General features: G+C 48.3%; 24 protein-coding genes and 1 riboswitch. Of the genes, 3 read left to right on the plus strand and 21 right to left on the minus strand.

Translation table 11 applies throughout. The features are described 5' to 3' along the window. Positions 1-47 precede the first annotated feature (47 nt). On the plus strand, positions 48-1,577 hold the full coding sequence (locus ACZ481_RS24280; RefSeq protein WP_464767917.1) for a nitrogenase component 1: 1,530 nt from the start codon (positions 48-50) through the stop codon (positions 1,575-1,577). Next, positions 1,577-2,908: a nitrogenase component 1 gene (locus ACZ481_RS24285; protein WP_464767918.1), complete on the plus strand. Its 1,332-nt coding sequence runs from the start codon at positions 1,577-1,579 to the stop codon at positions 2,906-2,908. The genes ACZ481_RS24280 and ACZ481_RS24285 overlap by 1 nt, the downstream gene beginning before the upstream one ends. A gap of 77 nt (positions 2,909-2,985) precedes the next feature. Here the strand turns inward: ACZ481_RS24285 and ACZ481_RS24290 are convergent, their stop codons facing one another. The 17 genes from ACZ481_RS24290 to ACZ481_RS24370 form a co-directional block, all read right to left on the minus strand. Then, positions 2,986-3,207: a KTSC domain-containing protein gene (locus ACZ481_RS24290; protein WP_464767919.1), complete on the minus strand. Its 222-nt coding sequence runs from the start codon at positions 3,205-3,207 to the stop codon at positions 2,986-2,988. Positions 3,208-3,350: 143 nt separating this feature from the next. Then, positions 3,351-4,880: an alkyl hydroperoxide reductase subunit F gene (ahpF, locus tag ACZ481_RS24295; protein ID WP_464767920.1), complete on the minus strand. Its 1,530-nt coding sequence runs from the start codon at positions 4,878-4,880 to the stop codon at positions 3,351-3,353. Positions 4,881-4,892: 12 nt separating this feature from the next. Continuing rightward, positions 4,893-5,456 carry an alkyl hydroperoxide reductase subunit C gene (ahpC, locus tag ACZ481_RS24300; RefSeq protein ID WP_464767921.1) on the minus strand — a complete coding sequence of 188 codons (564 nt, stop codon included), beginning with the start codon at positions 5,454-5,456 and terminating at the stop codon, positions 4,893-4,895. A gap of 179 nt (positions 5,457-5,635) precedes the next feature. Next, on the minus strand, positions 5,636-6,562 hold the full coding sequence (locus tag ACZ481_RS24305; protein WP_464767922.1) for a CobW family GTP-binding protein: 927 nt from the start codon (positions 6,560-6,562) through the stop codon (positions 5,636-5,638). A gap of 110 nt (positions 6,563-6,672) precedes the next feature. After that, positions 6,673-7,734, minus strand: a complete 1,062-nt coding sequence (locus tag ACZ481_RS24310; RefSeq protein ID WP_464767923.1) for an NAD(P)-dependent alcohol dehydrogenase — start codon at positions 7,732-7,734, stop codon at positions 6,673-6,675. Between the two features lie 425 nt (positions 7,735-8,159). Then, positions 8,160-8,837, minus strand: coding sequence for an ABC transporter ATP-binding protein (locus ACZ481_RS24315; protein ID WP_464767924.1), 678 nt, complete (start codon positions 8,835-8,837; stop codon positions 8,160-8,162). Then, positions 8,818-9,741: an ABC transporter ATP-binding protein gene (locus tag ACZ481_RS24320; protein WP_464767925.1), complete on the minus strand. Its 924-nt coding sequence runs from the start codon at positions 9,739-9,741 to the stop codon at positions 8,818-8,820. The genes ACZ481_RS24315 and ACZ481_RS24320 overlap by 20 nt, the downstream gene beginning before the upstream one ends. Before the next feature lie 10 nt (positions 9,742-9,751). Next, on the minus strand, positions 9,752-10,549 hold the full coding sequence (locus tag ACZ481_RS24325) for an ABC transporter permease (protein ID WP_464767926.1): 798 nt from the start codon (positions 10,547-10,549) through the stop codon (positions 9,752-9,754). After that, entirely contained in the window at positions 10,542-11,516 is a 975-nt protein-coding gene (locus tag ACZ481_RS24330; RefSeq protein ID WP_464767927.1) for an ABC transporter permease, read from the minus strand. Before ACZ481_RS24330 ends, ACZ481_RS24325 begins: the two co-directional genes overlap by 8 nt. Positions 11,517-11,529: 13 nt before the next feature. Further along, entirely contained in the window at positions 11,530-12,741 is a 1,212-nt protein-coding gene (locus ACZ481_RS24335) for a nitrogenase component 1 (protein WP_464767928.1), read from the minus strand. Next, positions 12,741-14,198, minus strand: a complete 1,458-nt coding sequence (locus ACZ481_RS24340) for a nitrogenase component 1 (protein ID WP_464767929.1) — start codon at positions 14,196-14,198, stop codon at positions 12,741-12,743. Before ACZ481_RS24340 ends, ACZ481_RS24335 begins: the two co-directional genes overlap by 1 nt. Positions 14,199-14,236: 38 nt before the next feature. Next, a complete protein-coding gene (locus tag ACZ481_RS24345; protein WP_464767930.1) occupies positions 14,237-15,853 on the minus strand; it encodes an ABC transporter substrate-binding protein in 1,617 nt (538 codons plus the stop codon). A gap of 177 nt (positions 15,854-16,030) precedes the next feature. Then, positions 16,031-18,001, minus strand: a complete 1,971-nt coding sequence (locus ACZ481_RS24350; RefSeq protein WP_464767931.1) for a TonB-dependent receptor plug domain-containing protein — start codon at positions 17,999-18,001, stop codon at positions 16,031-16,033. Between the two features lie 22 nt (positions 18,002-18,023). Next, positions 18,024-19,931: a TonB-dependent receptor plug domain-containing protein gene (locus tag ACZ481_RS24355; protein ID WP_464767932.1), complete on the minus strand. Its 1,908-nt coding sequence runs from the start codon at positions 19,929-19,931 to the stop codon at positions 18,024-18,026. 198 nt (positions 19,932-20,129) lie between these two features. Next, positions 20,130-20,306, minus strand: a riboswitch (cobalamin riboswitch). Positions 20,307-20,374: 68 nt separating this feature from the next. Continuing rightward, a complete protein-coding gene (locus ACZ481_RS24360; RefSeq protein WP_464767933.1) occupies positions 20,375-21,022 on the minus strand; it encodes a TetR/AcrR family transcriptional regulator in 648 nt (215 codons plus the stop codon). Positions 21,023-21,142: 120 nt separating this feature from the next. Continuing rightward, the gene (locus ACZ481_RS24365; RefSeq protein ID WP_464767934.1) at positions 21,143-22,432 is read right to left on the minus strand and encodes a trans-sulfuration enzyme family protein; all 1,290 of its coding nucleotides are present in this window, start codon (positions 22,430-22,432) and stop codon (positions 21,143-21,145) included. A 206-nt stretch (positions 22,433-22,638) separates the two neighbouring features. Continuing rightward, positions 22,639-22,950, minus strand: coding sequence for a hypothetical protein (locus ACZ481_RS24370; protein ID WP_464770688.1), 312 nt, complete (start codon positions 22,948-22,950; stop codon positions 22,639-22,641). A 322-nt stretch (positions 22,951-23,272) separates the two neighbouring features. Between ACZ481_RS24370 and murI the strand changes: the two genes are divergently transcribed. Then, the gene (murI, locus tag ACZ481_RS24375; RefSeq protein WP_464767935.1) at positions 23,273-24,046 is read left to right on the plus strand and encodes a glutamate racemase; all 774 of its coding nucleotides are present in this window, start codon (positions 23,273-23,275) and stop codon (positions 24,044-24,046) included. A gap of 11 nt (positions 24,047-24,057) precedes the next feature. Here murI and ACZ481_RS24380 read toward each other — a convergent pair whose 3' ends face one another. The 4 genes from ACZ481_RS24380 to ACZ481_RS24395 all read right to left on the minus strand — a co-directional run bounded on the left by ACZ481_RS24380 (position 24,058) and on the right by ACZ481_RS24395 (position 26,913). Continuing rightward, the gene (locus tag ACZ481_RS24380; RefSeq protein ID WP_464767936.1) at positions 24,058-24,396 is read right to left on the minus strand and encodes a zinc ribbon domain-containing protein YjdM; all 339 of its coding nucleotides are present in this window, start codon (positions 24,394-24,396) and stop codon (positions 24,058-24,060) included. Positions 24,397-24,575: 179 nt separating this feature from the next. After that, positions 24,576-25,580, minus strand: coding sequence for an alpha/beta hydrolase (locus tag ACZ481_RS24385; protein ID WP_464767937.1), 1,005 nt, complete (start codon positions 25,578-25,580; stop codon positions 24,576-24,578). Positions 25,581-25,595: 15 nt separating this feature from the next. After that, a complete protein-coding gene (locus ACZ481_RS24390; RefSeq protein ID WP_464767938.1) occupies positions 25,596-26,135 on the minus strand; it encodes an HIT family protein in 540 nt (179 codons plus the stop codon). A 127-nt stretch (positions 26,136-26,262) separates the two neighbouring features. Continuing rightward, entirely contained in the window at positions 26,263-26,913 is a 651-nt protein-coding gene (locus tag ACZ481_RS24395; protein ID WP_464767939.1) for a hypothetical protein, read from the minus strand. Between the last annotated feature and the right edge of the window lie 6 nt (positions 26,914-26,919).

A 26,919-nucleotide genomic window follows, 5' to 3' on the forward strand; every position in this document is an offset into this window, starting at 1 on the left:
TTGCGGCAAAGGCGGAATGCCGCATTACAGAAAGGAGTGGCAAGTCAATGAGCACAGAGAATAAATTAATTCAGGATATTGATTTACGGGAAAAAACGTGCCTGAACCGGGAACAAAGGGCCAGCGGCATCAATATTTTTTATGGGAAAGCTACTGAATTGCTTAATAAGGCGAAGGATGGCAGCCTGAAAAACTGCGAAAGAAAGTTCCAGCAAACCTCCGGCTGCTTGCTAAACTTTTACTTAGCGGTCAGAGTTACCTCCATCCGGGATGCGGTAACGATCTTCCATGCCCCGGTCGGCTGCTCGTCCTCGGCCCTGGGGTACCGCGAGCTATTTCGCAGCATCCCGCCGGCCCTGGGGCGCCCGGCACAGTTTGATTTACACTGGCTGACGACCAGCCTTACCGAAAAAGATGTCGTGTATGGGGCAGGCGACAAGCTGCGCAATGCCATATTCGAGGCCGAAAGCCGTTATGCACCGAGAGCTATTTTTATTTTGACCTCCTGCGCTTCCGGGATTATCGGCGAAGACATTGAAGGCGTTGTCAGTGAAGCACAGGCGGCAGTGAAAGCCCGGCTTGTGCCGGTTCATTGTGAAGGCGTGCGCTCGCGCCTGGTGCAAACAGGCTATGATGCCTTATGGCATGCCGTTCTGAAATATTTGGTAAAAAAACCGGCCAAGAAGCAAGCTGATTTGGTTAATGTAGCCAGTATGCTGTCCTACACATGGCAGGATCGTTTAGAAATCAAGCGACTATTAAATAAAGTCGGCCTGCGGCCAAACTTCATCCCGGAATTTGCCACGGTCGAGCAATTTGAACAGCTGGCGGAAGCGGCTGTTACCGCACCGCTATGTCCCACCTACACTGATTATCTGTCACGGGGCCTGGAACAGGAGTATGGCATCCCCTATTTCCTGTATCCCTCGCCGATGGGGATTGCCAGCACCGACGAATGGCTGCGTCAGATTGCCAGACACACCGGCAAAGAAGAGGAAATCGAAGCATTAATCGCGGAGGAACACAAGGTCTGGGTCCCCAAATTACAGGCGATACAGCAGGAATTCAGCAAGCTCAAAAACGGCGCCAAACCCCAGGTGCTGGGAGCTCTGGGGCAGGGGCGGCTGCTGGCGCAAATGCCCTATTTTGATGAGTTGGGCCTCGAGTCGGCGGCGGCCATCTGCCAGGATTTTGACAACCTTGTGCTGGCCGAAGTCGAAGACCTTATTGCGAAAATCGGCGATTTCGACATTCTGGTAAATACCTTCCAGGCTTCAGAACAGGCCCATATTACCAGGCGTAAAGATCCTGATATTACCCTGACCTGCCCGTTCCAGGGCAATGCATATAAACGCGGCAAGGATGTAACCCGCATTCATGCCCTGCGGGGCGATCCCATGCCCTGGAGCCGGCAAAGCGGGTATGCCGGAGCGATTGCCTGCGGCAACTTCCTGCTGCAGTCGACTAAAACGCGGTCTTTCCAGAATACAATGCTGGCCAAAACGCAGGATACGTACCGCGATTGGTGGTATAAGCAGCCTGATCCGCTTTACTATTCTTATAAGGCAGGTGTATAGTGTTGGCAGTTGAGGAAAAAAACAGCGGCACTTCCGCGCTGGAAGCCCCCAGATATTCATGCGCTTTGGGCGGAGCCCATTCCGCCGCCTTAGCATTATACAGGACAGTGCCGATTCTCCACTCAGGCGCCGGCTGTGGGCTGGGCCAGTTATTCGGCCAGCATTATGCGGGCGGTCAGAATTCGGGCGGACCGCAGGGGACAACCAATACTCCCTGCTCTTCTTTGATTGAAGAACATGTCATTTTTGGCGGGGAAACGAAGCTCCGTGATTTAATCGCATCGACAATTGAATTGATGGAAGGAAATTTTTATACCGTAATTTCCGGTTGCGTCCCCTCGCTCATTGGTGATGATGTGGATTCGGTCGTACGGGAGTTTAAGGAACAGGTGCCGATTGTCCATGTAAAGGCCGCCGGCTTTTCCGGCAATTCCTACCATGGCTATGAAGCATTTTTTGAAGCAATCATCGACCAGCTGCTAAAACCACGGCCTAAAGCAACAGGGCTGGTAAATATTTTTGGTGTTGTACCCTATCAGCATGTATTCTGGAAAGGCGATTTGAAAGCCATTAAACAGACCTTAGCGGCCGTTGGCTTACAGGCTAATATTATTTTTACTGAATTTAATGGCCTGGAAAATGTGCAAAAAATTCCGGCTGCTGAACTTAATCTGGTTTTATCCCCCTGGCATGGACATAGAATTGCAGAAATGCTGCAAGAAAAGTTCGGAACTCCTTTCCTGGCCTTTCCCAGCGTACCGGTAGGCCCTAAGCAGACGAGTAAACTTTTGCGGGCCCTGGCGCAAAAACTGAAACTGGCTGACAACGTTGTGGAAGCCTATATCGCCGGCGAGGAAAAACTTGCTTATCGCTTTACCGAGTATTTGGGTGACGCCTTGATTTTGGGCTTCCCCCATGCCTATTATGCAGTGGTTGCCGACAGTGCCAGCGCGATTGGGATTACTCAGTATTTGACCAATGAGGTCGGCTACCTGCCGGATATTGTTATTATTACCGACGACCCGCCGGCAGAGAAGCGGCCTGTCATTTTGGCAGAGTTAAGCGCGGGGTTGGAGAGTGCCGTAAAACCGGACATTGTTTTTGAAGTGGATTCTCATCGAATCAGGCAAAAGCTGAAAAACCGCAGTTTTTTAGTTTTATTTGCCAGCTCACTGGAAAAGCATATCGCCGGCGAAGAGTTTTCCGCCGTACATTTAAGCATTGCCTTCCCGGTGCTGGACAGGTTAATTATGGAGCGAAGCTATGCCGGTTTCCGGGGCGGCCTGGCGCTGATGGAGGATTATGTAAGCAAATATGTGGGGCCGTTATAAGAACCGCACTCAAGCTATGGGCTGTCGCCTAAAAGCGTCCATCTAAAGCTGTTTATCTCCAGATCCTCCTTACTCATTCAGACCCGGGCATACCGAAAGCAGCCCCTGATATTGGCATTAAAATATTGCCCGGCTGACTCACCTGCAACTACCTGCTTAACAAAATTTTCATAAATAATGTTAGGCACATTAAAATACCGGTAAACAGAACCGCTTGTAAACTCAATTTCGAGCATCTGAGTTTCTGAATGATAACGAAATCTCGCAACTGTTGTTGAACTCGCAATGATCCAACCCATGGCAGCTACTCCTTTTACTTTCAGACCTCTCATTCAACTGGACGGACCTATACTGGCATTGTAGTCTTCCCGGTTACGCACTGCCCCATACCGCCTCATCCGCCGAAAAAGACGCAAAGGCTAGCTGCCTTTGCGTCTTTAAATCAATTCCGTATTAAGTAGTCAAATGCTCCCAGGGCTGCATTTGCGCCAGACCCCATAGCAATAATAATCTGCTTGTAAGGAGTGGTTGTGCAGTCACCTGCAGCAAATACCCCCGGTACATTGGTCGCTCCCTGGCTGTCTACAATAATCTCGCCAAAGCGATTGCAGGCGATTGTATCCCGCAGCCAATCGGTATTCGGAATCAGGCCGATCAGGATAAATACCCCCTCCAGTTCCAGGTGATAGTTTTCGCCTGTACCGCGGTCCGTATAGGAAAGGCCATCGACCTTTTCCCGGCCGGTGATTTCCTTTGTTTGCACATTTTTCAACACCGTCACATTCGGCAAGCTGTACAGGCGCTGCTGCAGAACAGTATCGGCTTTCAGCTCCGGCATAAATTCGAGCACAGTCACATGCTCCACAATGCCGGCCAAATCAATCGCCGCTTCAACCCCGGAGTTGCCGCCGCCGATAACGGCCACCCGCTTGCCTTTAAACAAGGGGCCATCGCAATGCGGGCAGTAGGCCACCCCTTTATTCTTAAACTCGGTTTCTCCCGGTACGCCAATATTGCGCCAGCGGGCTCCTGTAGCCAGAATGACGGCTTTACTTTTTAGGACGGCGCCGTTTTCCATTTCAAGTTCAACCAGTTCTTTCCTCGCCAAACGCCGGCCGCGCTGGAGCTTCATCGCATCAATCCGGTATTCCTGCATGTGTTCCTCAAGATTTGCCGCCAGCTTAGGGCCTTCGGTATATTTTATACTGATAAAGTTTTCAATGCCCAGGGTATCTTTAACCTGGCCGCCGAACCGTTCGGCGACAATACCGGTGCGGATTCCTTTCCTGGCCGCATAAATAGCGGCGCTGGCTCCAGCCGGGCCGCCGCCCACAACCAGAATATCAAAAGGCTCTTTTTCCGCCAATTCGGCCACATCGGCACCATCACTGAATTTGGCGAGTATTTCCTCGACTTCCATACGGCCGCTGCCAAAAAATTCACCATTAAGATAAACCGCCGGCACCGCCATAACCTGTTTCGCCTGCACTTCCGCCTGAAAAACAGCACCATCCACCATGGTATGCGTAATATCCGGATTAAGAACACTCATAAGATTCAAAGCCTGGACAACCTCTGGGCAATTATGGCAGGTCAAGCTGATATAAGATTCAAAATGATACTTGCCTGTAAGCCCTTTAATCTGATCGATTACCCTTTGTTCAACCTTCGGCGCTCTGCCGCTGACCTGCAGCAAAGCCAGCACCAAAGAGGTAAACTCATGCCCTAGCGGAATGCCGGCAAATGTTATGCCTGTGTCTTCGCCCGGGCGATTAATACTGAAACTGGGCGTCCTTGGCAGCTCTGTTCTCTCGATTGTGATCAGTGGCGACATGGCGGCTATTTCATCCACCAGGGCAATCAGGTCTCTGGATACATCATCGCTGCCTGCACTCACTTTAATCAGCACACCGGCTTCCAGCAACTGAAGATATTGAGCTAATTGGGTTTTTATATCCTGGTCTAACACCATTTCAGCCACCTATTAAATCTTTCCGACAAGATCCAGGCTGGGCTTAAGCGTTCTGGTACCTTCCTGCCATTTGGCAGGGCAGACTTCGTTAGGGTTTTTCCTGACATACTGGGCTGCTTTAATCTTGTTAATCAAAGTGCTGGCATCACGACCGATGCCGCCGGCATTGATCTCGACTGCCTGCACAATGCCGTCGGGGTCGATGATGAATGTCCCGCGGTCAGCAAGGCCTGCTTCTTCAATCAGCACTTCAAAATTTCTGGCCAGGGTATGCGAAGGATCGCCAATCATTATGTAGGTTATTTTTTTGATCGTTTCCGAACTGTCATGCCAGGCTTTATGGGTAAAATGAGTGTCTGTGGAAACAGAATATACTTCCACATTCAGTTCTCTTAAAGCGGCATATTGATTTTGCAAATCCTCAAGCTCTGTGGGGCATACGAATGTAAAATCCGCCGGATAGAAGCATACTACGCTCCATTTCCCTTTGAAATTGTCTTCTGTAACCTCAATAAACTTTCCATTGTGATAAGCCTGCGCCTTAAACGGTTTTACTTCAGTTCCAATTAACGACATAATCCATTACCTCCAAATGTAAATTTTCTTTTATATAATTATTGTTCGGATAAACTAGTTTATGCAAACAATAATTATTATCTCTTGATTTATATTATCCATTATATTTTATTGGTTGTCAATAGGTTTATGCAAATTTTGTAAATGAAAATCAGGCTATGGGCGTTGCATTGCGGTGATCAATCGGGAAGAGGGCGGTCCACCGCTAAACACGGCAAAGCCTCCCGCAGCCAGTGCCGGCGCAAATTTTCGCCTATGAAAACGCAGCTTGCCCGTTCCGCCGGTTCACTGTCCATACCGGTAATAGCGTAGGTTCGGCCAACAACATCAAAACGCAACACCGCACTGCCGCACGGCAGGAAGCCCTTAGCCCGCGCAATTTTGCCGAATACACCGAACACGACCGCCTCTAAAAACGCAACCAATTTGGCCGGTGAATCCAAAGAAACCGCTGTTAACGCAACAGATTCCAAGCCCCTAATATCTGTGGTTTTTTCCTGGTACACCTGCGCGGGATCCAGAAAATCCGCTAATAAGGAACTCCACCAGGCTTTGGGCTGACTGGCATAATGGGAAAGTATCAGCTCGGCGTTCCTATTCCGCCTGCGGATTTCCTGCTCTAACCGCTGCAGCTCCCGGGAATCGGCCTGCTCCATTTTCGTGACCACAATCCGGGAGGCCACCGCCAATTGATCGGTATAAAGCTCGCCGTAATCTTGCCGATACTCATCAAAGGTATTACCGTCTACCAGCGTAATCGGCTTGAGCAAAACAATCCTTTCATATTGAATTTTTTTGAGGTTGGCCAGGATATTGCTCAGCTTGGCTACTCCGGTCGGCTCCACGACCAGATATTCGGGGTCAAGAGCATTGGCGATGGTGAGGACGGCGGTGGCGAAATCCTGCTTCATCGTGCAGCAGACGCACCCTTCTGTCAGTTCATAGACATTTAGGTTAGTGGCTGAGCGCAGCAGGGCCATGTCAATATTTTCCTGGCCATAATCGTTCTCCAGCACGACAAAGCGATGGCTGGTTTTTTCGGCCAGCATCTTAATAAAGGTGGTTTTTCCTGCTCCTAAAAAACCTGAAACGATCAGTATTTTCATGTAAGTTTCCTTTCCCTGTTACTATGCGCCTCCTGCCCTGGCGGAAATAACAACAAAACAGCCGGCACTTGAAGAAAATTCCAAAGTACCGGCTGTTATGTTTTCAGGGTTCAGTCTGTCAGCTTGACCACAGGTTTAATCAAATCCGCCGGCTTGTCCCGCATCAGGAACAGGGCCTCCTCTACATGCTCCCAGCCCGCAAAGACGTGGCTGGAAAGCAGGGAAACATCCAGCCGGCCGGCGGCAACGAGCGCGCCCAGTTTCTCCATCCGCAGGCGTCCGCCGGGCATCAACCCGCCGTTGATCTGCTTATGCCCCATGCCGACACCCCATTCTACGCGGGGAATATTGACATAGCTGCCGGAACCGAGATAATTGACATTGCCGATTTTGCCGCCGGGCTTTAAACTCTTTATCGCCGAATCAAAGGTCTCAACGCCGCCGCCGGCAATCACGATCTTATCAACGCCTTTCCCGTTTGTCAGCGCCAGCACCTGTTCTTCAATGGTTCCGTCTTTGTAGCTGATAAACCTGGATGCCCCATATTCTTTAGCCGCCGCAATGCAGTTCGGCCGGGTGCCGACCGCGATGATTTCGGCCGCGCCGCGCAAGGATGCCGCCGCCACCGCCATCAGTCCGACCGGGCCAATGCCGATTACCAGCACCGTGTCGCCGAACTGGACGTCCGCCAGTTCTACGCCGTGGAAGCCCGTAGGCACCATATCGGACAACATGCAGGCATCGACAACATTAATTTTTGCCGGCAGATGCGCCAGATTGCCGTCAGCGTCGTTCACATGGAAGTACTCAGAAAAAACGCCGTCCTTAAAGTTAGAGAATTTCCAGCCGGCCAGCATGCCGCCGGAATGCATCGAATAACCGGCCTGCGCCTCCAGGGAGTTCCAGTCAGGTGTGATTGCCGGCACCAAAACCCGGTCGCCAGGCTTAAAATCACGTACCAGCGAGCCGACTTCTGTAATTTCAGCGCAACACTCATGGCCTAAAATCATGTTATGCCTTTCGCCGATTGCCCCTTCCCAAAGGGTATGTATATCGGAAGTACATATGGCAACCGCCAGGGGTTTGCAGATCGCATCCAGGGGCCCGCATTGAGGAACATCTTTCTCAATCCAACCAGATTCACCGATTTTTAACATGGCATAGCCTTTCATGATTACCTCCTCCAAAAAATAACTTTTATTGCCAAATTTACTAGTATTTAATTCCATTATAGCAATAATGATAATTATTATCAATATCGAATCTTGAAAACACGGGGGATTCTTTCAGTAAAGTAATCTTATAATACATCCAAAACAAGCATAGCAAATATACTACTCCGTTTAATATTGCCCTTTAATACAATATTAAATTCAGGCTGTCAAGTACATTCTTTCCCCTATTGTCTTTACTTGATGCTCCGTTAAAAAAGTATACTCCCGGTTTTTTTCCACAAAAAGCGAAAAATCCTCTCCGCCTAAAAAAAAGCCCGCTACATGTATAATGCAAGCAGCCCGGGTGCGTCCACCCTCATCTTTGGCAATAATACATCGCTTGCTAAAAACAGCGTTATGAAAGCAGGGAAGGAATACGAATGTCAGCCGGGAGAAATCGCCCCTTTCTCAATGCGATATATTTTGGAGCAGATTTTCTCCGCCAGCTTCCAATCATGGGTAATAACCAGATAAGCCGTTCCGTATTTTCGCTGGTTCTCAAGTAAAAGCTTTATCATCTGCGCCTGGGAAATCACATCCAGCATACTGGTCGTTTCATCTAAGATCAGGAGGCTGGGCTGCAAAGTCAAAACCCGGGCCAGACAGGCACGCTGGATTTCCCCGCCGCTTAACTGGCTTGGGTATTTCTCGATGTGTTCTGCGTACAGGCCGTATTGGCGCAGATTAGCCAGCAGGCTTTGTCTGCTGAACGGCAAATGATATATCGTATACGGCTCTTTCAGACTAGCCCCTAATTTCATTTTCGGATCAAATGCCGTTTCCGGATGCTGGAATACCATTTGAATCCGGCGGCGAACCGAAGAGGCAAACGGCATCTTTATCTGCCCACCTTCGAACTCGACCTGACCTTGGGACGTCCTGATCAAACCGCCCACAACTTTGGCAATTGTCGATTTGCCGCTGCCGCTTTCACCGACAAGGCCAACGGTTTGGCCGGCATCGATTTCAAGATTAACGCCGGCAATAACGTCCCGGTAGCAAGGTATTATTTTATTGCCTGTATTGTAACGGACGGCCACGTCAATCAGCCGTATCAGCATAGCGCCAGCACCTTACTTTCTGTGTCCCGCGGTAAAAAAACGGCGGTTCCTGGTTGCACTGTTCCGTACGGTGTAAGCAGCGGGCGGCAAAGACACAGCCCCCCCGGCATAGTTCTGCCCGGGGCGGTGCGAACCCGTCCAAAACCTGCAGCCCATTTTCCGGCAAAGCGGCGATGAGCGCCTGCGAATAAGGATGCAGCGGGCAGGTAAAGAAATCCTGTTGGGTTCCATATTCTAACACAGTGGCTGCATAAAGAACCACGATTTGGCTTGCCAATCCTTGCGCAAACAGCAAATCGTGCGTCACGCACAGCAGCGTGATATCCGGCATTTCCTGAAAAATTTGCATGACTTCCGCCACTCTGTTTTTATCCAAGCCCTTAGTTGGCTCGTCCGCCAAAACCAGCTGCGCCCCCCGGGCTGTCCCGCTTGCGATTAACACCCGTTGTTTCATGCCGCCGCTCAGCATATGCGGATATTGTCTGCTGACTTTTTCTTCGTTGCCGATGCTAAATCGTTTCAACAGCCTGATGGCAAACGCTTGCCTGTCTGCTTCGTTGGCCAAAGGAATGCCTTCTGTCAATTGGTTCCCGATCCGCATCACCGGATTCAGCCCATTCCCGCCGCCCTGCGGGATATAGGCGATCTCCCGGCCGCGAATCTTCTCTAATTCCGGCCGGGGCAAGGTTAATAAATTCTGCCTATTCCACATAACCCGGCCTGAGATTTGTGCCGTTGCCGGCAAAAGCCCCAGGATTGCCAGGAGGACCATACTCTTCCCGCTGCCGGATTCCCCGAGCAGGATTGTTTTTTCGCCCCGCTTTACTACTAAGTCAAAGCCGCGGACAACCTCGAGGCTGCTTTGCCCTGTGAATTTAACGTTTATATTGTGGATATTCAGCATGTTAAACTCCCTACTCCGCTGCTTCCTTGTAAAAATCGCAAATCAGCATAAATCCCAGCGCACATAAAAAGATACAAAGCACCGGCGGCATATACCACCACCAAAAATTGTTCAACACGCCATCCCGGAAGAAGGCATAATGCAAAATACTGCCCCAGCTCTTTTGTTCGACAACACCAATCCCTAAAAAACTAAGCCCCGCTTCGGTCATCATGGCCGTGATAACAGCCAGGCAGCCTTTCATCATCACTAAATCTTTGATATTCGGCAGCACATGGAATACCAGGATTTTCAAATCACTTAACCCCAGTACCTGTTCCATTTGAATGTAGGGCAATTCCCGGATTTTTAAGACTTGGGAGCGGACAATCCGGGCAAAGGAAGCCCAGGAGGTAATGCAGATGACGAGAATAATATTTGCTAGGCCGGCATCGATAAAAGCAATCAACAACAAAATCAGCGGCAGCGTCGGAATCACGATGACGATATTGCAGATTCCCATAAGCAAACTATCGGTTTTTCCGCCATAATAACCGGCGATAAGGCCCAGGCTTGTGCCAATAACCATAATAATAGCCGCAGAAACAACGCCAATAATTAATGATACCCGGCTGCCGTAAATCAACTCACTTAAAATATCTTCGCCGATGTCATTGGTGCCGAGCCAATGGCTGAACGACGGCTTTAAAAACGCTTTCCCCATTGCATTGGGGTCATACGGGGCCAGCCATGGTGCAAATATTGCCAACAACATAAAAAAAATTAAAATGCCAAGTCCGGTGAAAAATAACTGTTTCCGCTTATCCATGGGCAGAATTTCCTCTCACGCGCGGGTCGAAAAGAACATACAGCAAATCAGCCAGCAAACTAAAAGCCATGATGCACACACTCAGCAGAATAAAGCTGCCTTGCAAAACCGGAATATCTTTCGTCATTACGGCTTGGTAGATCAAGGTTCCCATTCCGTTCCAGGAAAAAACCACCTCCAGCAGCATCGTCCCTGCCGCCGCATGGCCAAATTGCAGACAAACAACGGTAATATACGGCAGTACGGCATTGGGCAAGCCATGAGAATAGATAACCTCTTTTTCGGAAAGCCCCTTGCCGTAGGCAGTCAGGATATACTCTTCATTTTTAATACCCTCAATCGAGCTTTTGACAATAAAAAAATTGTAGACTGTACGGTACAAAATCAAAACACTGACCGGTAAGATCATATGCCACAGGATATCGGCCATGTTGCCCATGCCGGTAGTCAAGCCCGAACGCATGCCGCCTACCGGGAAAAATCCGCTCTGGAACGAAAAAACAACCAGCAGGATAATGGCGACACAATAGGTCGGTACAGTATAAATCAGCATAGAAAGAACGGAGAAAACCATATTTATTTTGCTGTTTTTCTTCCAGCCCGCATAGGCTCCGGCCGCCAAACCCAATATGCCGGAGATAATAATTGCCGGCACGATCAGGATCAGTGTCCTTTGTAAATGGCTTGCAACAAGAGAAAACACGCTTTGTTTGCTGACAAAGGAAGCGCCAAAATGTAAGGTTGCAATATTGCCAAGGTAAGCCAGATATTGTTCTGCCAGGGGTTTTGTCAAACCGTAAGCATCTTTTACAGCTTCCAAGGTGTCCGGATAGCTGTAAAGCAAGTAATAATAATCTTCTTCGCCTAACAGGTGGACCAGCGGCTCCCCCGGCATGTAATGGATCAGCAGGAAATTGATTGTTATGACAATACCAAGGATAAAAGCATATTCAATTATTTTCTGCAAAATATACTTAAATCTAAAAATTGTCTTTCGTCCCTTCCTGGAGTAATGGCGTATAAACGCCATTGGTTTTATATTCGGCCGCCAAAACCAGATTAATCAGATCTTCCAGCAATGCTGCCGTACCCTGCAAGCCCACGTAGGGCACGCCGCTTACATCCACTTTATCAAAAACCGGATAGCTGTAACGGAACAGGGGAATTTTCAGTTCTTCACTTAGTTCTCTCGCAAAAGAAGAGCCAAAAATCAATACACTGTTGCTTTGTCGAATTTTGTTATAAATGTCATGGCCATCCTGAGCCGAATGTTCAGCCGCCACAGCAATATCCATGCCAATTTCCTCTGCCAGAAATTTTTGCAGACCGCTTACATGCGCGCTGTCGCCCAGCACTGCTGCCGGCAGGCCGTACAGGGTTTGCAAATAGTGGGTCGTCCGTTTCAGAACAGGTTGGATCCCGGCCTGCAAGCCGGCAATTTCAGCCGAAAAATCAATGTTCATTGCCAGCTCGATCTGCCGCAAAAAATCCGTACAGCCGGCGATTCCGTAGGGATAATCCACAACCGCATAGGGAATCTCAAACGTGTTTTTCATGTATTCTGCCAGTTTTATGCCCCTTTGGAATACCAGATTCAACGCCGCTTTGGGCGCCTGCAATAAATTGTTATAGGGATCGCAGCCAACTACGGTATTTACCGTTACCTTGTTGCCCAGCAAGCCGCACATTGCCGCGATATCGGCCTCGGCTTTAAAATCCTGGATAGAAAGTCCCAGTAAATTGACGCTATCGGGCAATTTGTTTTGCTTTTTCAGCTGCTGCCCCAATGTCAGCAGCGCATTTTCAAACCCCTCCCCGTCGCCGCTGGCAAAGCCCGGCGAATCCAACACAACAACCGGCTTTGTCAAGGGCACGGACGCAATGATTCCCCGGACATCATCGCCGATTATATGAGGGACACAGCCGCTGATAACAATGATTACCGCTGCCGCCGGATACAATTGTTCGCTATTCAGTAACGCCCGGCGCAGGCTTTTTTCGCCGCCGTAAATGACATCCTCATCATATACGACACTGCTTGCCTGATGGATTCTATCCATATGCTTGGTAATGTGGTAAGTCATTGTCCCCCAGCTGCAGCCGATAACGGAGTGAAAAAGCAGTACAGCGTCCGCAATCCCGGCACAGGCGCGATAAGCGCCTAACAACTGACAGCTTGCCATTGGTTTCATTATGATCTCGTCCTCCCCATTCTCAGCCACAGCTCCCGCGACGCCAGGCAGTCTTTGTCTGCCAACAGCGGATAGTAATCATGGCTGAACAGCAGCCGTGATAATAACAAATTATTTTTTGGTTTCCTGGTTTGCATTTTATGGGCCAAATTCTCCAGGACGGTTACATACGCTGCATAATCCAGCGGCCGATAATCGTGAACAGCAGGCACCAGGGCCGCGCCCTTGCCCTCAAAGCGGGGATTATTCGTACCGACAATACAATCGGCCTGTGCAAAAATAGAATACAGTTCCCCATCGCTGGGATTAACGAAAAGCTCCGCCTTGGACGCCGTTTCCGCCAATGCCTTATCAACATTCGCGAACATTTTCGCCATCACCGCCGTATCGATTCCCAGCTCACGACGGTACGAGTCCGGTAAAATCAAGCAGATGGCTGAAAGCGGCATGTAATAGCTTTGCTCATAAAGACGAATCAGTTCCGGCAGCTGGCTAAGGGACGGTGCTACCAGGGCATAACGAAATTGCCCCAGGTACTCTTTCGCCCTGGCCAGCCTCGGCTGAATCGCCTGCCACTCTTGCCGCAATATTTTTGCCAGCGCTTTTTCCCGGCCAAACTGCTGCGCAATCAATACATAAAAATCACGGATGCCTTCGATGCCAGGCCAGTCCTCCAAACTGGGAAAATGCAAATAGGGCGTGCCGAAATGCTGCTGCATGCGCTGCGCCCACCGCAGCCGGCGCACAATATTCAATTCCGCCCGGGGCGCTGTTGCAATTTGTTGGACTGTCGCCGTCGGTAACAAGCAATTGACTTTAATGTTGATTTGTTCCAGCTTCGTGCCTACCATGCGCAATCTTTCCGCCCCGCCGTAGCCCCAGCCAAAGCTCTCAATATTGACGGTTCCCGGTACAACTTTCTGCGGTTCCATAACCTGCTCGGTTAAAGCATTCATAACCTCGATAAAACCGCAGCCCTGGTACTGCACTTTGCTTGCGGCCTTTGTGCCGCCGGCATTCTCCACCCGCTCCTGCAGCCGTTGTATCGAACAACTTTTATGGGGGTGGGAAAACGCTTCCGACTGCACATAAATCAATTTGGCCTTGGTGTTGGCCTGTTCCTGTTTGACAATACCGGCCAGGTCATCATTCGTAATGGCCGACACACAGGAGGAAATGACGGCAATCAAAGCCGGCTGGTTTACACTATCCGCCTTTTTAATTTCAGCCCTCAGCTTTTCTTCCCCGCCGAAGATAATATCGCGGCTCTCTACATTCGTAACTTCCAGCTTATAGTTCGGGGCAAACCGGGTCCGCGCCGATGTCCGGTAGTGAAAGCCGCAGCCCCGCGGCGCATGCAGGATTGGCTGGGCCTTTTGAATTTCGGCTATCGCCGCGATACTGCCGGCAATCTTGCCGTTGACCCCATAACGGTGCAGGACCGCGATCGGTTTCATTCCCAAAAAATTACAATCCCGGTAATAATCTTTGATTGTTATCGCCCCTGTTTCGGTCTGATAGTAAGCCAGGTCTTGCTGTTAATAACGCCCCAGCTTGGATAATTGATCCACCCCTCAAATTTATCGGTTCGATAAGGATAAAACACTTTTTCCCAGCCAAGTGACACGCCCGGCAATAAACCGGCTTGGATATGCTGAAGATTTTTTACCGCTGTAATATAATCCGCCTCATCCCTGGCCTCTAACATGGCCATGAAAGCGGCGGCATATTCTGCGTCCGGGCAGGTTCCCCAATGGAAGCCAAAGGCGGGCGACACCATGTAGTATGCGGCTGTATGAAAACGCGCAACGCCCGGGGTATTGTAGCCGACATAAATCTCGTAATCCTGATTTTGCCTGATACGGCCCTGCCAGGCCTTTTTATTTCTGGCAGCCACATAATCGATGTGCGAGCGCAGGCCTGCTGCCTGCAAATTTTTCCTGATAATCTCGGCCAAGCGCAAATTAATTTCTTTTTTTGCATTACAATTTGGCGTAATTAAGAGATCAATCTTTTCTCCCGTAGGGCTTTCCCGATAACCATCCCGGTCGATATCAGCATAGCCGGCCTGATCCAATTGCCGATTCGCCAAAGTAACATCCTGGCTCAGCCTGGGGAGCTGCGGCTCAAAGCCGATATTCCCCGGGGAAATAATGCCCCGCCCGGCGATCTCCCCGTACTTCCCGGCTATGGTTTGGGCCATCAGGGCATAATCCAGGGCACTGGTAATAGCCTGCCGCAATACTAAATTACTGGTATTTTTGCTGTTAAAGCCATATGTCAGCAGATAATTGCCTGTATTGACGCTTTCGCCCAGATCGATATTTTCTGTTCCCTGCAGCCAGCTGATGATGGTTGGCCGTATGGGCGAACTATAGTCATAAATAGCATCCACCTGGCCGCTTTTCAGCGCCGCTACCAACGATTCCTGGGTAGCAAACGAATGAACCTCAACCTTAGGGATCGGGGCCTTTCCCCGAAAATAAGCGGGAAAGGCCTCATAATAAGACACCCGTGCCGTTTCGTCATAGCGCACAAAGCGATAGGGGCCGCAGCCAATAACAGCATCCTGGCCTTGGTATTGTGCCGGGTTTTCTACTCTTTCCCAGATATGCTTCGGGTACACTTGGAAAAATGCAGCATATTCCCGTAAAAAGCCATAGGCAATTGGCCGGTTTAGCACAATACGGACCCTGTTGCCAGTCAACAGTTCGACAGATTCAATATATCTGCTGCTGAGCGTATTTTTTTTCTTTAAAAACGCAAAGGTAAACAATAAATCCTCACCGGTAACCGGCAAACCGTCATGCCACTTTGCATTCGTTGGGTAAGTAAAAATAATTTCTTTATTGTCTTTGACTTCCCATTTGCGCATAAAATCCGGCTGCAACGCAAAGTTTTCATCCAAATTCACGAACAGGGCTTGTACAAAGGCATTATATCCCATGCGCCCAAAGGCACCCTCCTGTGAATTTATACTAAATACATCCTGGGGCATCGTTGTCCCAATCCGCAGAACGTCCCTGGTTTCCTGTTTATGTTTCTGATGTAACTGACCAGGCAAGACAACAAATAGAATCAGCAGCAACAATCCGGCAAATATTTTTTTCATCAGCATGATCCTTTTACCGCGCTGGTTGGGGGAAGCACAAGCACCAAAGGGGAGAGAGCGGTTGGCAACTGAGCACCGGCGCAATCGCCAACCAAAATCAGGCTATCCCAACGCAAAAATTCCGTTTTCATCCCGTTTCTCTCCTACTGCCTGCATAAAGAAATTACAGTTACGTTATCAGAATTTGCATTCCATACCGAGCATATAGCTGCGTCCCGGTGACGGCATATACACCCTGTTATCAGCCAATACGGCACTGTATAAGGTGATCGGCATATAATAGAGATCAAACAGATTATTGACTTTTAAAAATACGGTTGTATCCTTGTTCACACGATAATTTGTGCTTGCATTCCAGAGCCAATAGCTTTCTTCGGGAATAAATTTTACATTGTTTGTTTGAAACGTGCTTGTCGGCACAACCTCAAACCGGCCCACACCCTGAATGCCGATATCGTATTTATCCCGTTTGTACGTCATGCTGATATTTGCCTGCCGTTTGGCATAGCGGACAATGGTGCTTTCCTCCTCCGGATTCATTTTGGCAAAGCCGACGCTGCCATAGAGATTGCGAGCCAATTGCGTATTGTAGCTGATTTCAAAGCCTGTCGTGCTAATAGTCCCGGGAATGTTCCAATAGTAGGAAGGATTTGACGTTGACCCCTGTGAGTAGGCGGCGATGGCATCTGTCTGGCTTCTTTTGTATATATCAGCCTGCAGATTTGATTTTTTATTGATTTGCCAATTCATGCCGATTTCATCGGTGCGGCCGCTTGTCGGCTTTAAATTGGGATTGCCATAATACCCGCCGCCATTTTGCACATTGCCGAAGATCTCCGTCACCGTCGGTGTCTGATAAAAGCCGTTGGAGGCGAGATATAGATTTACGCTGTCATCGGCCGCATAGCCCAGATTATAGCTGGCAATCGTTTTGGCATCAAAATCACTTGGTTGCGTGTGCCGCACGCCGGCCGTAAATTTTAATTTGTCAGCCAGCTGCAGCTCATCCTGCAAATAGATGGCCTTTTCCGCCAGCACCGCAGTACCGGCGTCGTACCGCGTGTACTCCAGGCCCGCCGCCAGGCGGTTGCTGTCATTAAGCTGCTTATAGTAACGGTCACTTATATTCCAGGCGCTATAATTAACAATTTCATTAGTGGTTGCATACTTATAGCCCTGTCCGGGATCATTGGCATTGTTCCAGCCGGAAATATAGCTGCCTGTGCGCCAACTGTCCACCCTGCCGTGATAGGCGGCAAACTGGTTGCTTTCCGTCTGGTCGTCATTACGATAATCAATAATATAAGTCAAGGCAGTTAAATTAAGATGGCCGTTCCAGGGAAAAACAGCATCGCCGTAAATCCTGGCATACTCCATATCCTGCCGGTGACGCTGGTACTTTATCAGGATATCGGTATTGTCGTTCGCTTTATAACCGTATTTCAACTCGATATCGTTGGCATCCAGGTCCCGGGGATTGGCGTTGCCATTCCCGTCAGTAAAATCACCGCTGTTTTTCTTTTGCCAGTGGACAGACCAGTAGCTTCTCTGGCCGTCTGTTCCTTGTGTCCCCAGATTATAAACCTGATAGCCGTTATCGCCGGTAGTGTATTTCAGCGTGGACTCTGCCGCCGGCGCTGTGATTTTTCCCGGCCGTTTGGTAATGATATTAATGACCCCGCCGACCGCATCAGCGCCGTACAGTACGGAAGCCGAGCCACGCAACACCTCTATCCGTTCGATATCAGTCATATTATAATTGACTGCATTGGCCTTATAAGAGGTCCCGATATTTTGACGAACTCCGTCTACAAGCACAACCACCTTATTGGAGCCCCGCAATGCCGGCGCCGTCTCGCCCGATATCTCATAGCCGATGCCATCGCCATACAGCGGTGTATTAAAGCCCGGTACGTGTTCCATAATTTCGTACAAGCTTTTATAATGATTTCTTTCAATTTCCTCGCCGGTAATAACTACCATGCCGGCATTGCTTTTTGCCAGCTCCACCGGCGTTCCCGTTGCGGTAACAACCACTTGCTCCAGGGTAAACTCCGCTGCCGGCGCTGCATAGCCACCGGCCGACAAGGCCAGTGCCACTAAGCCGGTCAATACAACAAGCCGTTTTTTCCTTAACTGTAAATACATCCTTCTGCGCCTCCTGCCACCTCTAAAATGAATATTCAACACCTAATAGGAAATTACGCCCTTTGGCACTGACATCAGCCATCACCCCGGTTGTAGAATTATACCAGCTGACAGGCATGTAGTATTCATTAAACAAGTTGTTGACCTTTGCGAATACCTTCGTATCTTGGCTGGCCTGATAATTGGCACTTAGATTCCAAACCCAGAAAGTCTCTTCCGGTAAAAATTTTACACCGGCGGGAATAGATGACGGCCGGCAAATATCATAACGTCCGATCCCTTTCAGGCCAACGTCGTATCTGGCTTGTCTGTAGGCAACCCCTAGTGTGACAATATCAGCCGGAGTCGAAACAACAATGGGATTATGTCCGGACCACATTCTGAAATAACCCAAATCAACAGACAGATTTTTGTCAAATTTCTTCGCCATATTGAATTCAAAGCCATTATAAATATTTTCGTTCGCAGTATTAATATATTGTCTCATGCCATCGGCAACATTTTTATAGGTAAAGCCATTGGTTTCATTACGCCGGAACACATCAACAGTAATTTGCGTGTTCTTATCAACAGTAAAGTTAAAACCAATTTCATTCGTTTTGCCGGAAGCCGGCTTTAAATCATAATTAGGAATATACAAGTAATTTCCAAAAACTTGTCCTTCCGAGGGCGGGACATAGAAGTCCGCCGAGTTGGCAAATAAATTCAAGCGGCTGTTGACCTTATAGCCTAGATTAAAGCTTTTGGACGTATTATACTCATACTCTTTCGGCATTGTCCGGCGTACACCGGCCGTAAATTTTAATTTTTTATTGATCTGGAATTCGTCCTGCAAATAAACAGCGCTTTCACTCAGGCGGCTGGAGCCAACTGCTTTATAGGTGCTGTAGTCATAGCCTGTGCTGATGCGGTGCCTTGCATCAAGCTGCCGAAAATAACGGTTGCTGACCGCCACTTTTGTTACATCCGTATCATCGGTCTGGGATTTGCCGCCCGGCAACAGGCCGTCACAATGGCGCTCACTGTCCATGCGGCCACGGATGATGGAAAACTGGTTGCCTTCCGTCAATTCTTTGTTTTTATAATCAACAATCATCGTTAGGGCGCTAAGATCATGGAACCCGTACAGCGGTGCATCGTAATCGCCATAACCTTCCGTATAATTGATATCATGGCTGTTTGCATAATACTTAAAAATCACATCGGTAAATTCGTTTACACTATAGCCGTATTTGAAATTAATGTCCTGTACGTCTAAATCTGTGGCATGACTTTTACCGTGACCGTCTTTATAATTACCCTGATTTTTTTTCGCGGCACTGATATACCAGAAACTGTTCCCTTCCGCGCCCTGATTGCTGACGCGAAACGCGTGGTAGCCATAACTGCCGGCTGTATAACTAGCTGTCGTCTCCGGCTTTGTCTGCTGGCGGGTGGTAATAATGTTAATAACGCCGCCAACGGCGTTAGCACCGTAAATCGTGGAAGCAGAACCCTTATACACTTCAATCCTTTCGATATCTTTCATGTCAAATTCCGAAGCACCGCCGCGAAAGGCCGGATTCATCCCCTGATTTACCCCGTCAATTAACACAATGGCGGCAGCGCCACGAATCGTCGGTGCCGAATAACCCGACAGTTCATAGCCAACACCCGTACCATACATGCGGGTATTCACACCTGGGACATTTTCCAGGACATCATAAATTGTCCGGTAATGATTTTTTTCGATATCCTGTTTTGTTATTACCGTAATATCCGAATAGTTATCGGCAGCACTTACCGGCGTTGCCGTTGCGGTAACCACTATGCCAGCTAAATGAAAGGTTTCGGCAGCCTCCTGGGCGGCTTCGGCATTTGTGCTGCTTACTGCATTGCAAGTGAGTAGTGAAAGTAAAATCATTTTCCTAAGGCTATATTTATAACGCACTAAACACACCCCTTAAAATTGCCCAATTCACTTATGACTTTTTTGCAATCAATAATCTGGCCACAATTATTAACAGAAAATAAGCATACTTCCGCTTTTGAAGACAGCGGAAGTATGCTTATTCAATAAGTTAGCGCTAATAGCTCAACGCTAAGCAATATTCTTATTTATGCATTACTCGCCTTGTCGATCGCAGGCAAAAGTAATCAGGAGCAGGCAGTTCTTCTGACTTAAGTTCATCGCCTTTTTTCGCCTTCCCAGATAAGATCCAGTGACATATTGAAAAAAGACTCCCTATTACAGCAGCGGGACTGTATCGGATTTACACCGATTTCTCTATTAAGCCTGTACGGCACCTATTCCCCACAAGTATTAAATTAGACTAATATTTCGACCCCGGGTCTAATTATTATTCTATAACTCTCTATTTACTATTGTCAAGGTTATTTTTTACTTTTGTTGTATAAAATGCCATCAATAAAGAAACGCAGCATACGGACTACCCGAAACTCATATAAGCTTTTCCGTTCAAATAATAACTCAGCGCTTTGCTCGCTGTAGAATTTGCCGCTGCTAATCATTTGCCGGTAATAACCACGGATAAAATGCATTTGTACTTCAAAAATATAAAAAATTTCATTTCGGTTAAAATCATTAACTTTGCCTAATACTTTACTATGCAGTCCGTCATATAACATAGTCAAACGCTGCTTTTCTTCGATAACCTCGTGTTTTTCGCACTCGCTGTTAATTATGTCTTCATATTCCAGCAATTTTATCAGCAAGTAGTGTTCCTTAATAAATTTATCGGTCATTTTTATGGCAAAACCTTTAAACTCTTCCCCGCTCATAGGCGCTACCTGCTCAAGTTCACTGATAAAATCCGCTACTAATTCCACATGCAAGTCATGTAAAATCTTCAAATATACAGAAGCTTTCGATGTAAAATAATAAAAAATCATTGATTTTGCCATTTTTGCAGCTTTCGCTATATCTTCGACGCGCACTTCATCGTAATGATTACTTTTTATCAAATCCCTAGCGGCTGCAAGAATTTGTTCCCGCTTTAAGGCCCGTTTAGTATTAGCCATATCCTTGACCTCGTCATTTGTATAAATTATAGTATGTATCCTGCCTGCTTAAGCCGGCCGCATGACAAACCAGCCTCGGCCGCCATCGCGTTATTAGGCTGTATGCAGGCATATACTCTATTACCCTTCCTCTCCCAAGGCAGCCTCGGCCGCTTGCTGGAGATCACGCACAAGATCCCGGTAATCTTCGAGTCCGGCGTGGAAGCGTAAAATATACCCCTCCGGCAGGGGCGTGACTTCGCGGTTGGCATGCACCGGCAATACCAGCGACAAATGCCCGCCCCAGCTCTCAGCAACCCAGAACAGGTTCAGGGCATCGACAAAAGCCTCGATGTGCTTTGCCGGCAGGTCCGGACGGAAAGCGACGCTGAACAGGCCATTGCCTTTACTGAAATAACGTGTAAACCGTTCGTGATAAGGTGAGGTCGCCAAAGTCGGCGAAAGGACGCCGGTGACAAAAGGCTGTTGCAAAAACCATTCGATCAGCCGCGCTGCGGTGTCGGCGTGTTGATTGAGACGTTCTTCGGTCGAATCAATTCTGTGATACAGCCGCGAGCAAGTCGTTGGTGCGACCGCGCCATTACCGGTTGCGCGCAATTCGTCGGCGATGCGCTGCAGATCTTGCGGATGCTTGGCGATCACCATGCCCGACGGCGTATCGCCATACCCGCCTTCGTATTTTGTCGTCGCTTGCACAACGATATCTATGCCGTGTTCAAGCGGTCGAAAACGGACGTGGCTTGCCCAGGTGTTGTCCATAATAGTACGTAATTTGGCATGTTGGGCTATCGCTATTATGCCATCAAGGTCGGGGATTTCAAAAGTACCGCTGCCCGGGGCCTCGATATAGACAATCAATTCGTCGCGTAATGAATACTCGCTGCGCGCTTTTACCAGGAGCGAGTGAAATTCCTCTGCCCCAACCCCTGCGGGATAACGGATTTGTTTTATGCGACGCCGGTTCAAAAACCGGAGCATTGGTCCATATACATTATCAGGAATAAGAACCGCTTGCGGGGAAAAGGCATCTATAGTGGTTGCAATCGCAGATAAGCCCGACGGACAGATGACGGCGCCGTGGCCTTTATGCAGGGCCGCCATTTTTCTGCACACAGCGTCGGCTTCCGGTGTCAGTGGCACGCCATATTCCGCACCGCCATAAGGTGCTCGGCCGCATTTGTCTGCTGCCCGATAGGTCCCAAGCTTGGGAAACAAAACTGAACTTTGCCCCCAGGAACCGGTTTGCGAAAAGCGGCCGGCATCGCCAAGGCCGGCCGGATTGGGATGCCCGCAAACCGCGTAGGGATCGGAAACAGGCTCATGTAAACGTCGTGTTGCCGGCGAACAGAGCGCGAGAAACGCGCGTCTGGCCTCGCATTTGATTAAAATTTCCGGTATTTTACCCGCCACAGAATTCTCCTCCAAATTTTATCGTATAGATTCTTAGTTCTTTAATGAACAAACATAGTCCTTTTTTTACAGAAGGCTACCTTTCAAAAAAAAGGACTGGGCTCCTGATTGGGAGCCCAGCTAATGGTTTACTCTCGTTGACGGCGCGGCCGGAACAGTTGGCACCTAATAGCAAAAATAATTTCGCCCGCCGGCGTAGCCGCCCGTTAATTCGGCTTGATCTGCAGTTCAGAATAACCCTCGAACTGGGTCAAAATTCCGGCCAGCGCCTTCTCAACATTCGCCAGGGTTACAGCCGCCGGGTTATGCCGGTTCGTTAAATGCAGCTCAAAACCAAAAATTTGTTTATCATTCGCTGCATAAGCGCGGTTGTTGCCAACGTTAATAAGTGATATCACCTTGTTTTGAAACAAGCGATGGGCAATCTCCTTATACAAGTCCATATTATTGCTTACAGGCTCTGGGGTTACAATTTCAATAGAAAAAATCCGGGACGTTTCATCGCAGGCAATACACATTGCTAACACTTCCTCATCTCACTTGCTGAAAACACAGGCCGTACTCACGTTTCCGCCATCATATTGTAACATAATCGAGAATCATTTTCAATCATTACAATGTTTATCACACTCTGTTGCCAAGACCAAACTTTAGCCGCTTTGTTTAAGCAGCCCGGGCCAGCAACAGCCCCACCGCATAAGGTGGAACAGCGGCCGGCTCCCAGGCAAAATTCCAACCGCCGCTAATTTATGGTATGATATAGACAGTACTCTTTACGGGCTTTTTTCGGAGTTGTTCATGCTAATATAAATACAATATTGGAACTAGGAAGGGATTAAGATGAAGATCGGTTTTTTTGATTCTGGTATTGGCGGCTTAACCGTCCTTGGCCACGCTTTAAAAATACTGCCGTTTGCCGATTACATTTACTATGCGGATATTGAGCATATACCGTATGGGGAAAAGACCAAAAGCGAAGTGAGACACTACGTCCAAAAGGCTATGGATTATATGGCCGAGATCAAAGTAGATGCTGTGGTGATTGCTTGTAATACGGCAACAAGTGTTGCCGGCATGAAGCTGCGCAAAAATTATAGTTTCCCGATCATTGGCATGGAGCCGGCTGTAAAACCGGCAGTTGCGTATTGTAAAGAAAAAAACAAAAAAATATTGGTATTGGCAACCAGCCTTACGTTGCGGGAGGAAAAATTTCATCAATTAATTCAGAGGCTTGATGCGGCCGCAATGGTTGACACACTGGCGTTAGGCGGCCTGGTAAAGTTTGCGGAACAGTTTGAGTTTGACACTGCCGGTGTAAATCAGTATTTGCAAAAGGAATTTGCTCCATTAAAGCTGCCTGATTATGGCGCCGTTGTTCTTGGCTGCACCCATTTCCCCTTATTCGGGAAGGTTTTACAGCAATGGTTTGCCAAGGAAACCGTTTTTTTCGACGGCGGCCTTGGCACCATACATCATTTGGCAGATATAGTAAAGCAAAGAGGCGTAGCCCCTAGTATTGATGATAAAATTAAATTTGTCATTACAGATGGCAAACTCCCGCCCAATGATGTTGATTATAAAAAAATACTGCAAACTTATTTGCATAACATATAAACACAGTCTCTTTATATCTTTTTAACAAACTCTGATTTCAGCTTCATAGCGCCAAAACCATCAATGTGGCAGTCAATATTGTGATCGCCCTCAACCAAGCGTATATTCTTAACCTTCGTCCCCATTTTTATGGCCGAAGAACTTCCTTTTACCTTAAGATCTTTGATTACACTTACCGCGTCACCATCCTGCAACACATTCCCATTTGCATCTTTGACAACGGTTCCCTGGCTTGTGCCGGCTTCTGCTCCTGCCGCCCACTCATGACTGCATTCCGGACATACCAATAGGATTCCATCTTCATACGTGTATTCTGAATTGCATTTTGGACAATTTGGCAATTGGTTCATGTTATATTGCTCCATTCTTTATTGGTTTTATCATCAAAAAGCGGCTTTTTCCGCTATGAGTCCTCTTTACTTCCTATTCATGGCAATATTTTTTCTTATCATGCTCATTTATTTTACGAATTACCCGGCAGGGATTTCCCGCTGCAATTACGCCGGCCGGGATAAAACACATAGCCCTGCTACCGGGCCTCCCAGCTTGACGAATGCAGCGCAAAAGCAAGCGCATCCGCCACCGCAGCGGGCAACATGGAGCCGTGAGTTTTGTCAGCCTGCTCCCGAAAACTTACCTGCAGGCCGGCTAGTCCCCCTAAGTCGGCGGCGATCTCCCTGCCTGTTAGCCCGGAGCGAAACCTCGTTAGCGAGGCGGCGTCAGCTTTAGAGAGCCCTGCCCGCAGGGCTTGTTGGCCGGCAGTCTCTACCAACAGGCGTACAGACGCTTTGCCGTTCCTTGCCTGTTCGCCAGCCACGAAGCCGGCGTGCTCCGCTAAAATCGAACCGCCATTCCACCATATTGACGGATCGGCGGCCACATAAGACTGGAACGACGTAGGCGAGGTATAGAGGATATGCAGGACGAGCAAGCCAGCCAGGGAATGCCCGAATAGGGTCTGCCGGCTGCGGTCGACCGGCGCCATCCTCTCAATCACTGGCTTTAGCTCTGTTTCGATGGCAGCAAAAAATGTGTCACGGCCACCTGTTGCGAAGGCCCCTAAGCCTATGGCCTCAATCGGAATGAGATCCGGCGAGGTCGGCGGTGTGAGATCAAAGTAACGCCGGCCGACATCGATACCGGCATCAATCGGATAACCTATGCCAACCGTTACAACAGGCGAGAAACCGGCAGCCTTCTGGGCAGCCTGCAGCAGCGGAAAAGTCAGGTTTCCGTCAAGCAGGTAGATCACCGGATAACCCTTGGCAGGCACGGGGCCAACCGGCACTGAAACGAAAATCCGATACCTGCCGCCATGTTTTTGGAAATAAAGATCAAAGGTCTTAAGCTGGTATTCAGTCCGTCCGGCCCCTGCAGAACCGGCAATATCTGCCGCTAAACCAGCCGGGGCCGCAGGGGTTGTGGCCTGATTATAGGCCCCTGTTTCCCGGTTGCAGGCGCTTGCCCACATAATTACAAGCAAAACAGCTAAAACCAGGCTTTTCCACTTGCGAATTTTATACCGGAATTTCATCGTTAAAAGGCTCCTTTACCCTAGCCGCAGGCGGCACCTATTACATTGTAATTGGCTTTTTATAAAAGTGATTGTTTTATTGATTTCGGGCATTTTCTCTAGCGCATCCGTTTTATTTTTATGCCTGTAATAACTGAATAACTTAGCCCCATCCAGTTTTTCGCTTGAGAATAGTGCAACATTTAATTTGTCTAGCATCCAATGATAGCGCGGGAAAATATGAAAGTGGCAATGACTTGTTTCCTCTCCCAAGTTCAGTATATACACCTTTTCAACCTCCGGCAGCTTCTGCAGAATACACATTATGGTTTTTGTCCCTCTGGCCATTGCCACCAGCTCTGTATCGGTTAACTCCTGATAATCAGGGACATGCCTGAGCGGGGAAATAATTATATACCCTGGTATATTGACATCAAGACAATGATGTACAATAATGCTGTCACTCTTGTAAAGCAGCCCTCCGGGTGGAATCCTTGTTCCTTCGATAATCCGGCAAGTTATGCACATAACCTTTGCTCCTGTTATATACCTTTTATTTCGTAATTTACCATCCATATATAAAACTCCTGCTAATGGATCAGCAGGAGTTCTCTGTATTGGGCAGTTATCAGTGGCTGCGCTTCTCCCGGTCATACCTAACGGCAGGTTTATTGCCCGGTCAGGACCGCTTTTTTCCTGGCAACTAAATGATGCAGCCAATCTTGTTGTTTAAAATTTTAACAAATGTTTTGCGAATGAAGGTATCGGAATAGAATTTCTCGCACAGCTCTGTTAGTTGCCGGGGAGTAAGTCCGATATCTTCTGCCAGCACTTCCGGAAATTCCTGCTCGGCCAAAATATGCTGAGCAATTGCCTGCGTACTGGTAAATAAACCAATATGTAAAATAGTGTTGTCCCCGTACCAGGTTTCGTTAAAACGACGGCCAAAAAGCTGCAGAGCCGTACGGCAGGCACTTTCATTCAACTCCCAGAAGCTAACCAGCTCTTCTATCGTGGCAACCATTGCCGCTGCATCTTCTCTATGCAGCTGTTGAATGGAAGCCAGTAGTTCCTGCGTTGAGGCAATGGGAATTAACAGCTTCTCATTTTCCTTATACATAATAAAATAGAAGGCCAGCGGTACATATATGTACAACAAGAACCCCAGTAAGGATTTACTGTCAGGATAGCACGCCCAGTTATTATCCAAGGTCTTTCTAGGATAATCAATGAGAGTCGTATTAACAAATAAAACCTGATAAGGATCGGCTTTATCGTCAAAATGACTTTGCCATACATCCGTTTTGCCGGCTAATGTACCTTCCCAGTAATAGTGGCTATTGTATTTGCACATGCTAAC

The sequence above is a fragment of the Sporomusa intestinalis genome, assembly GCF_055383785.1.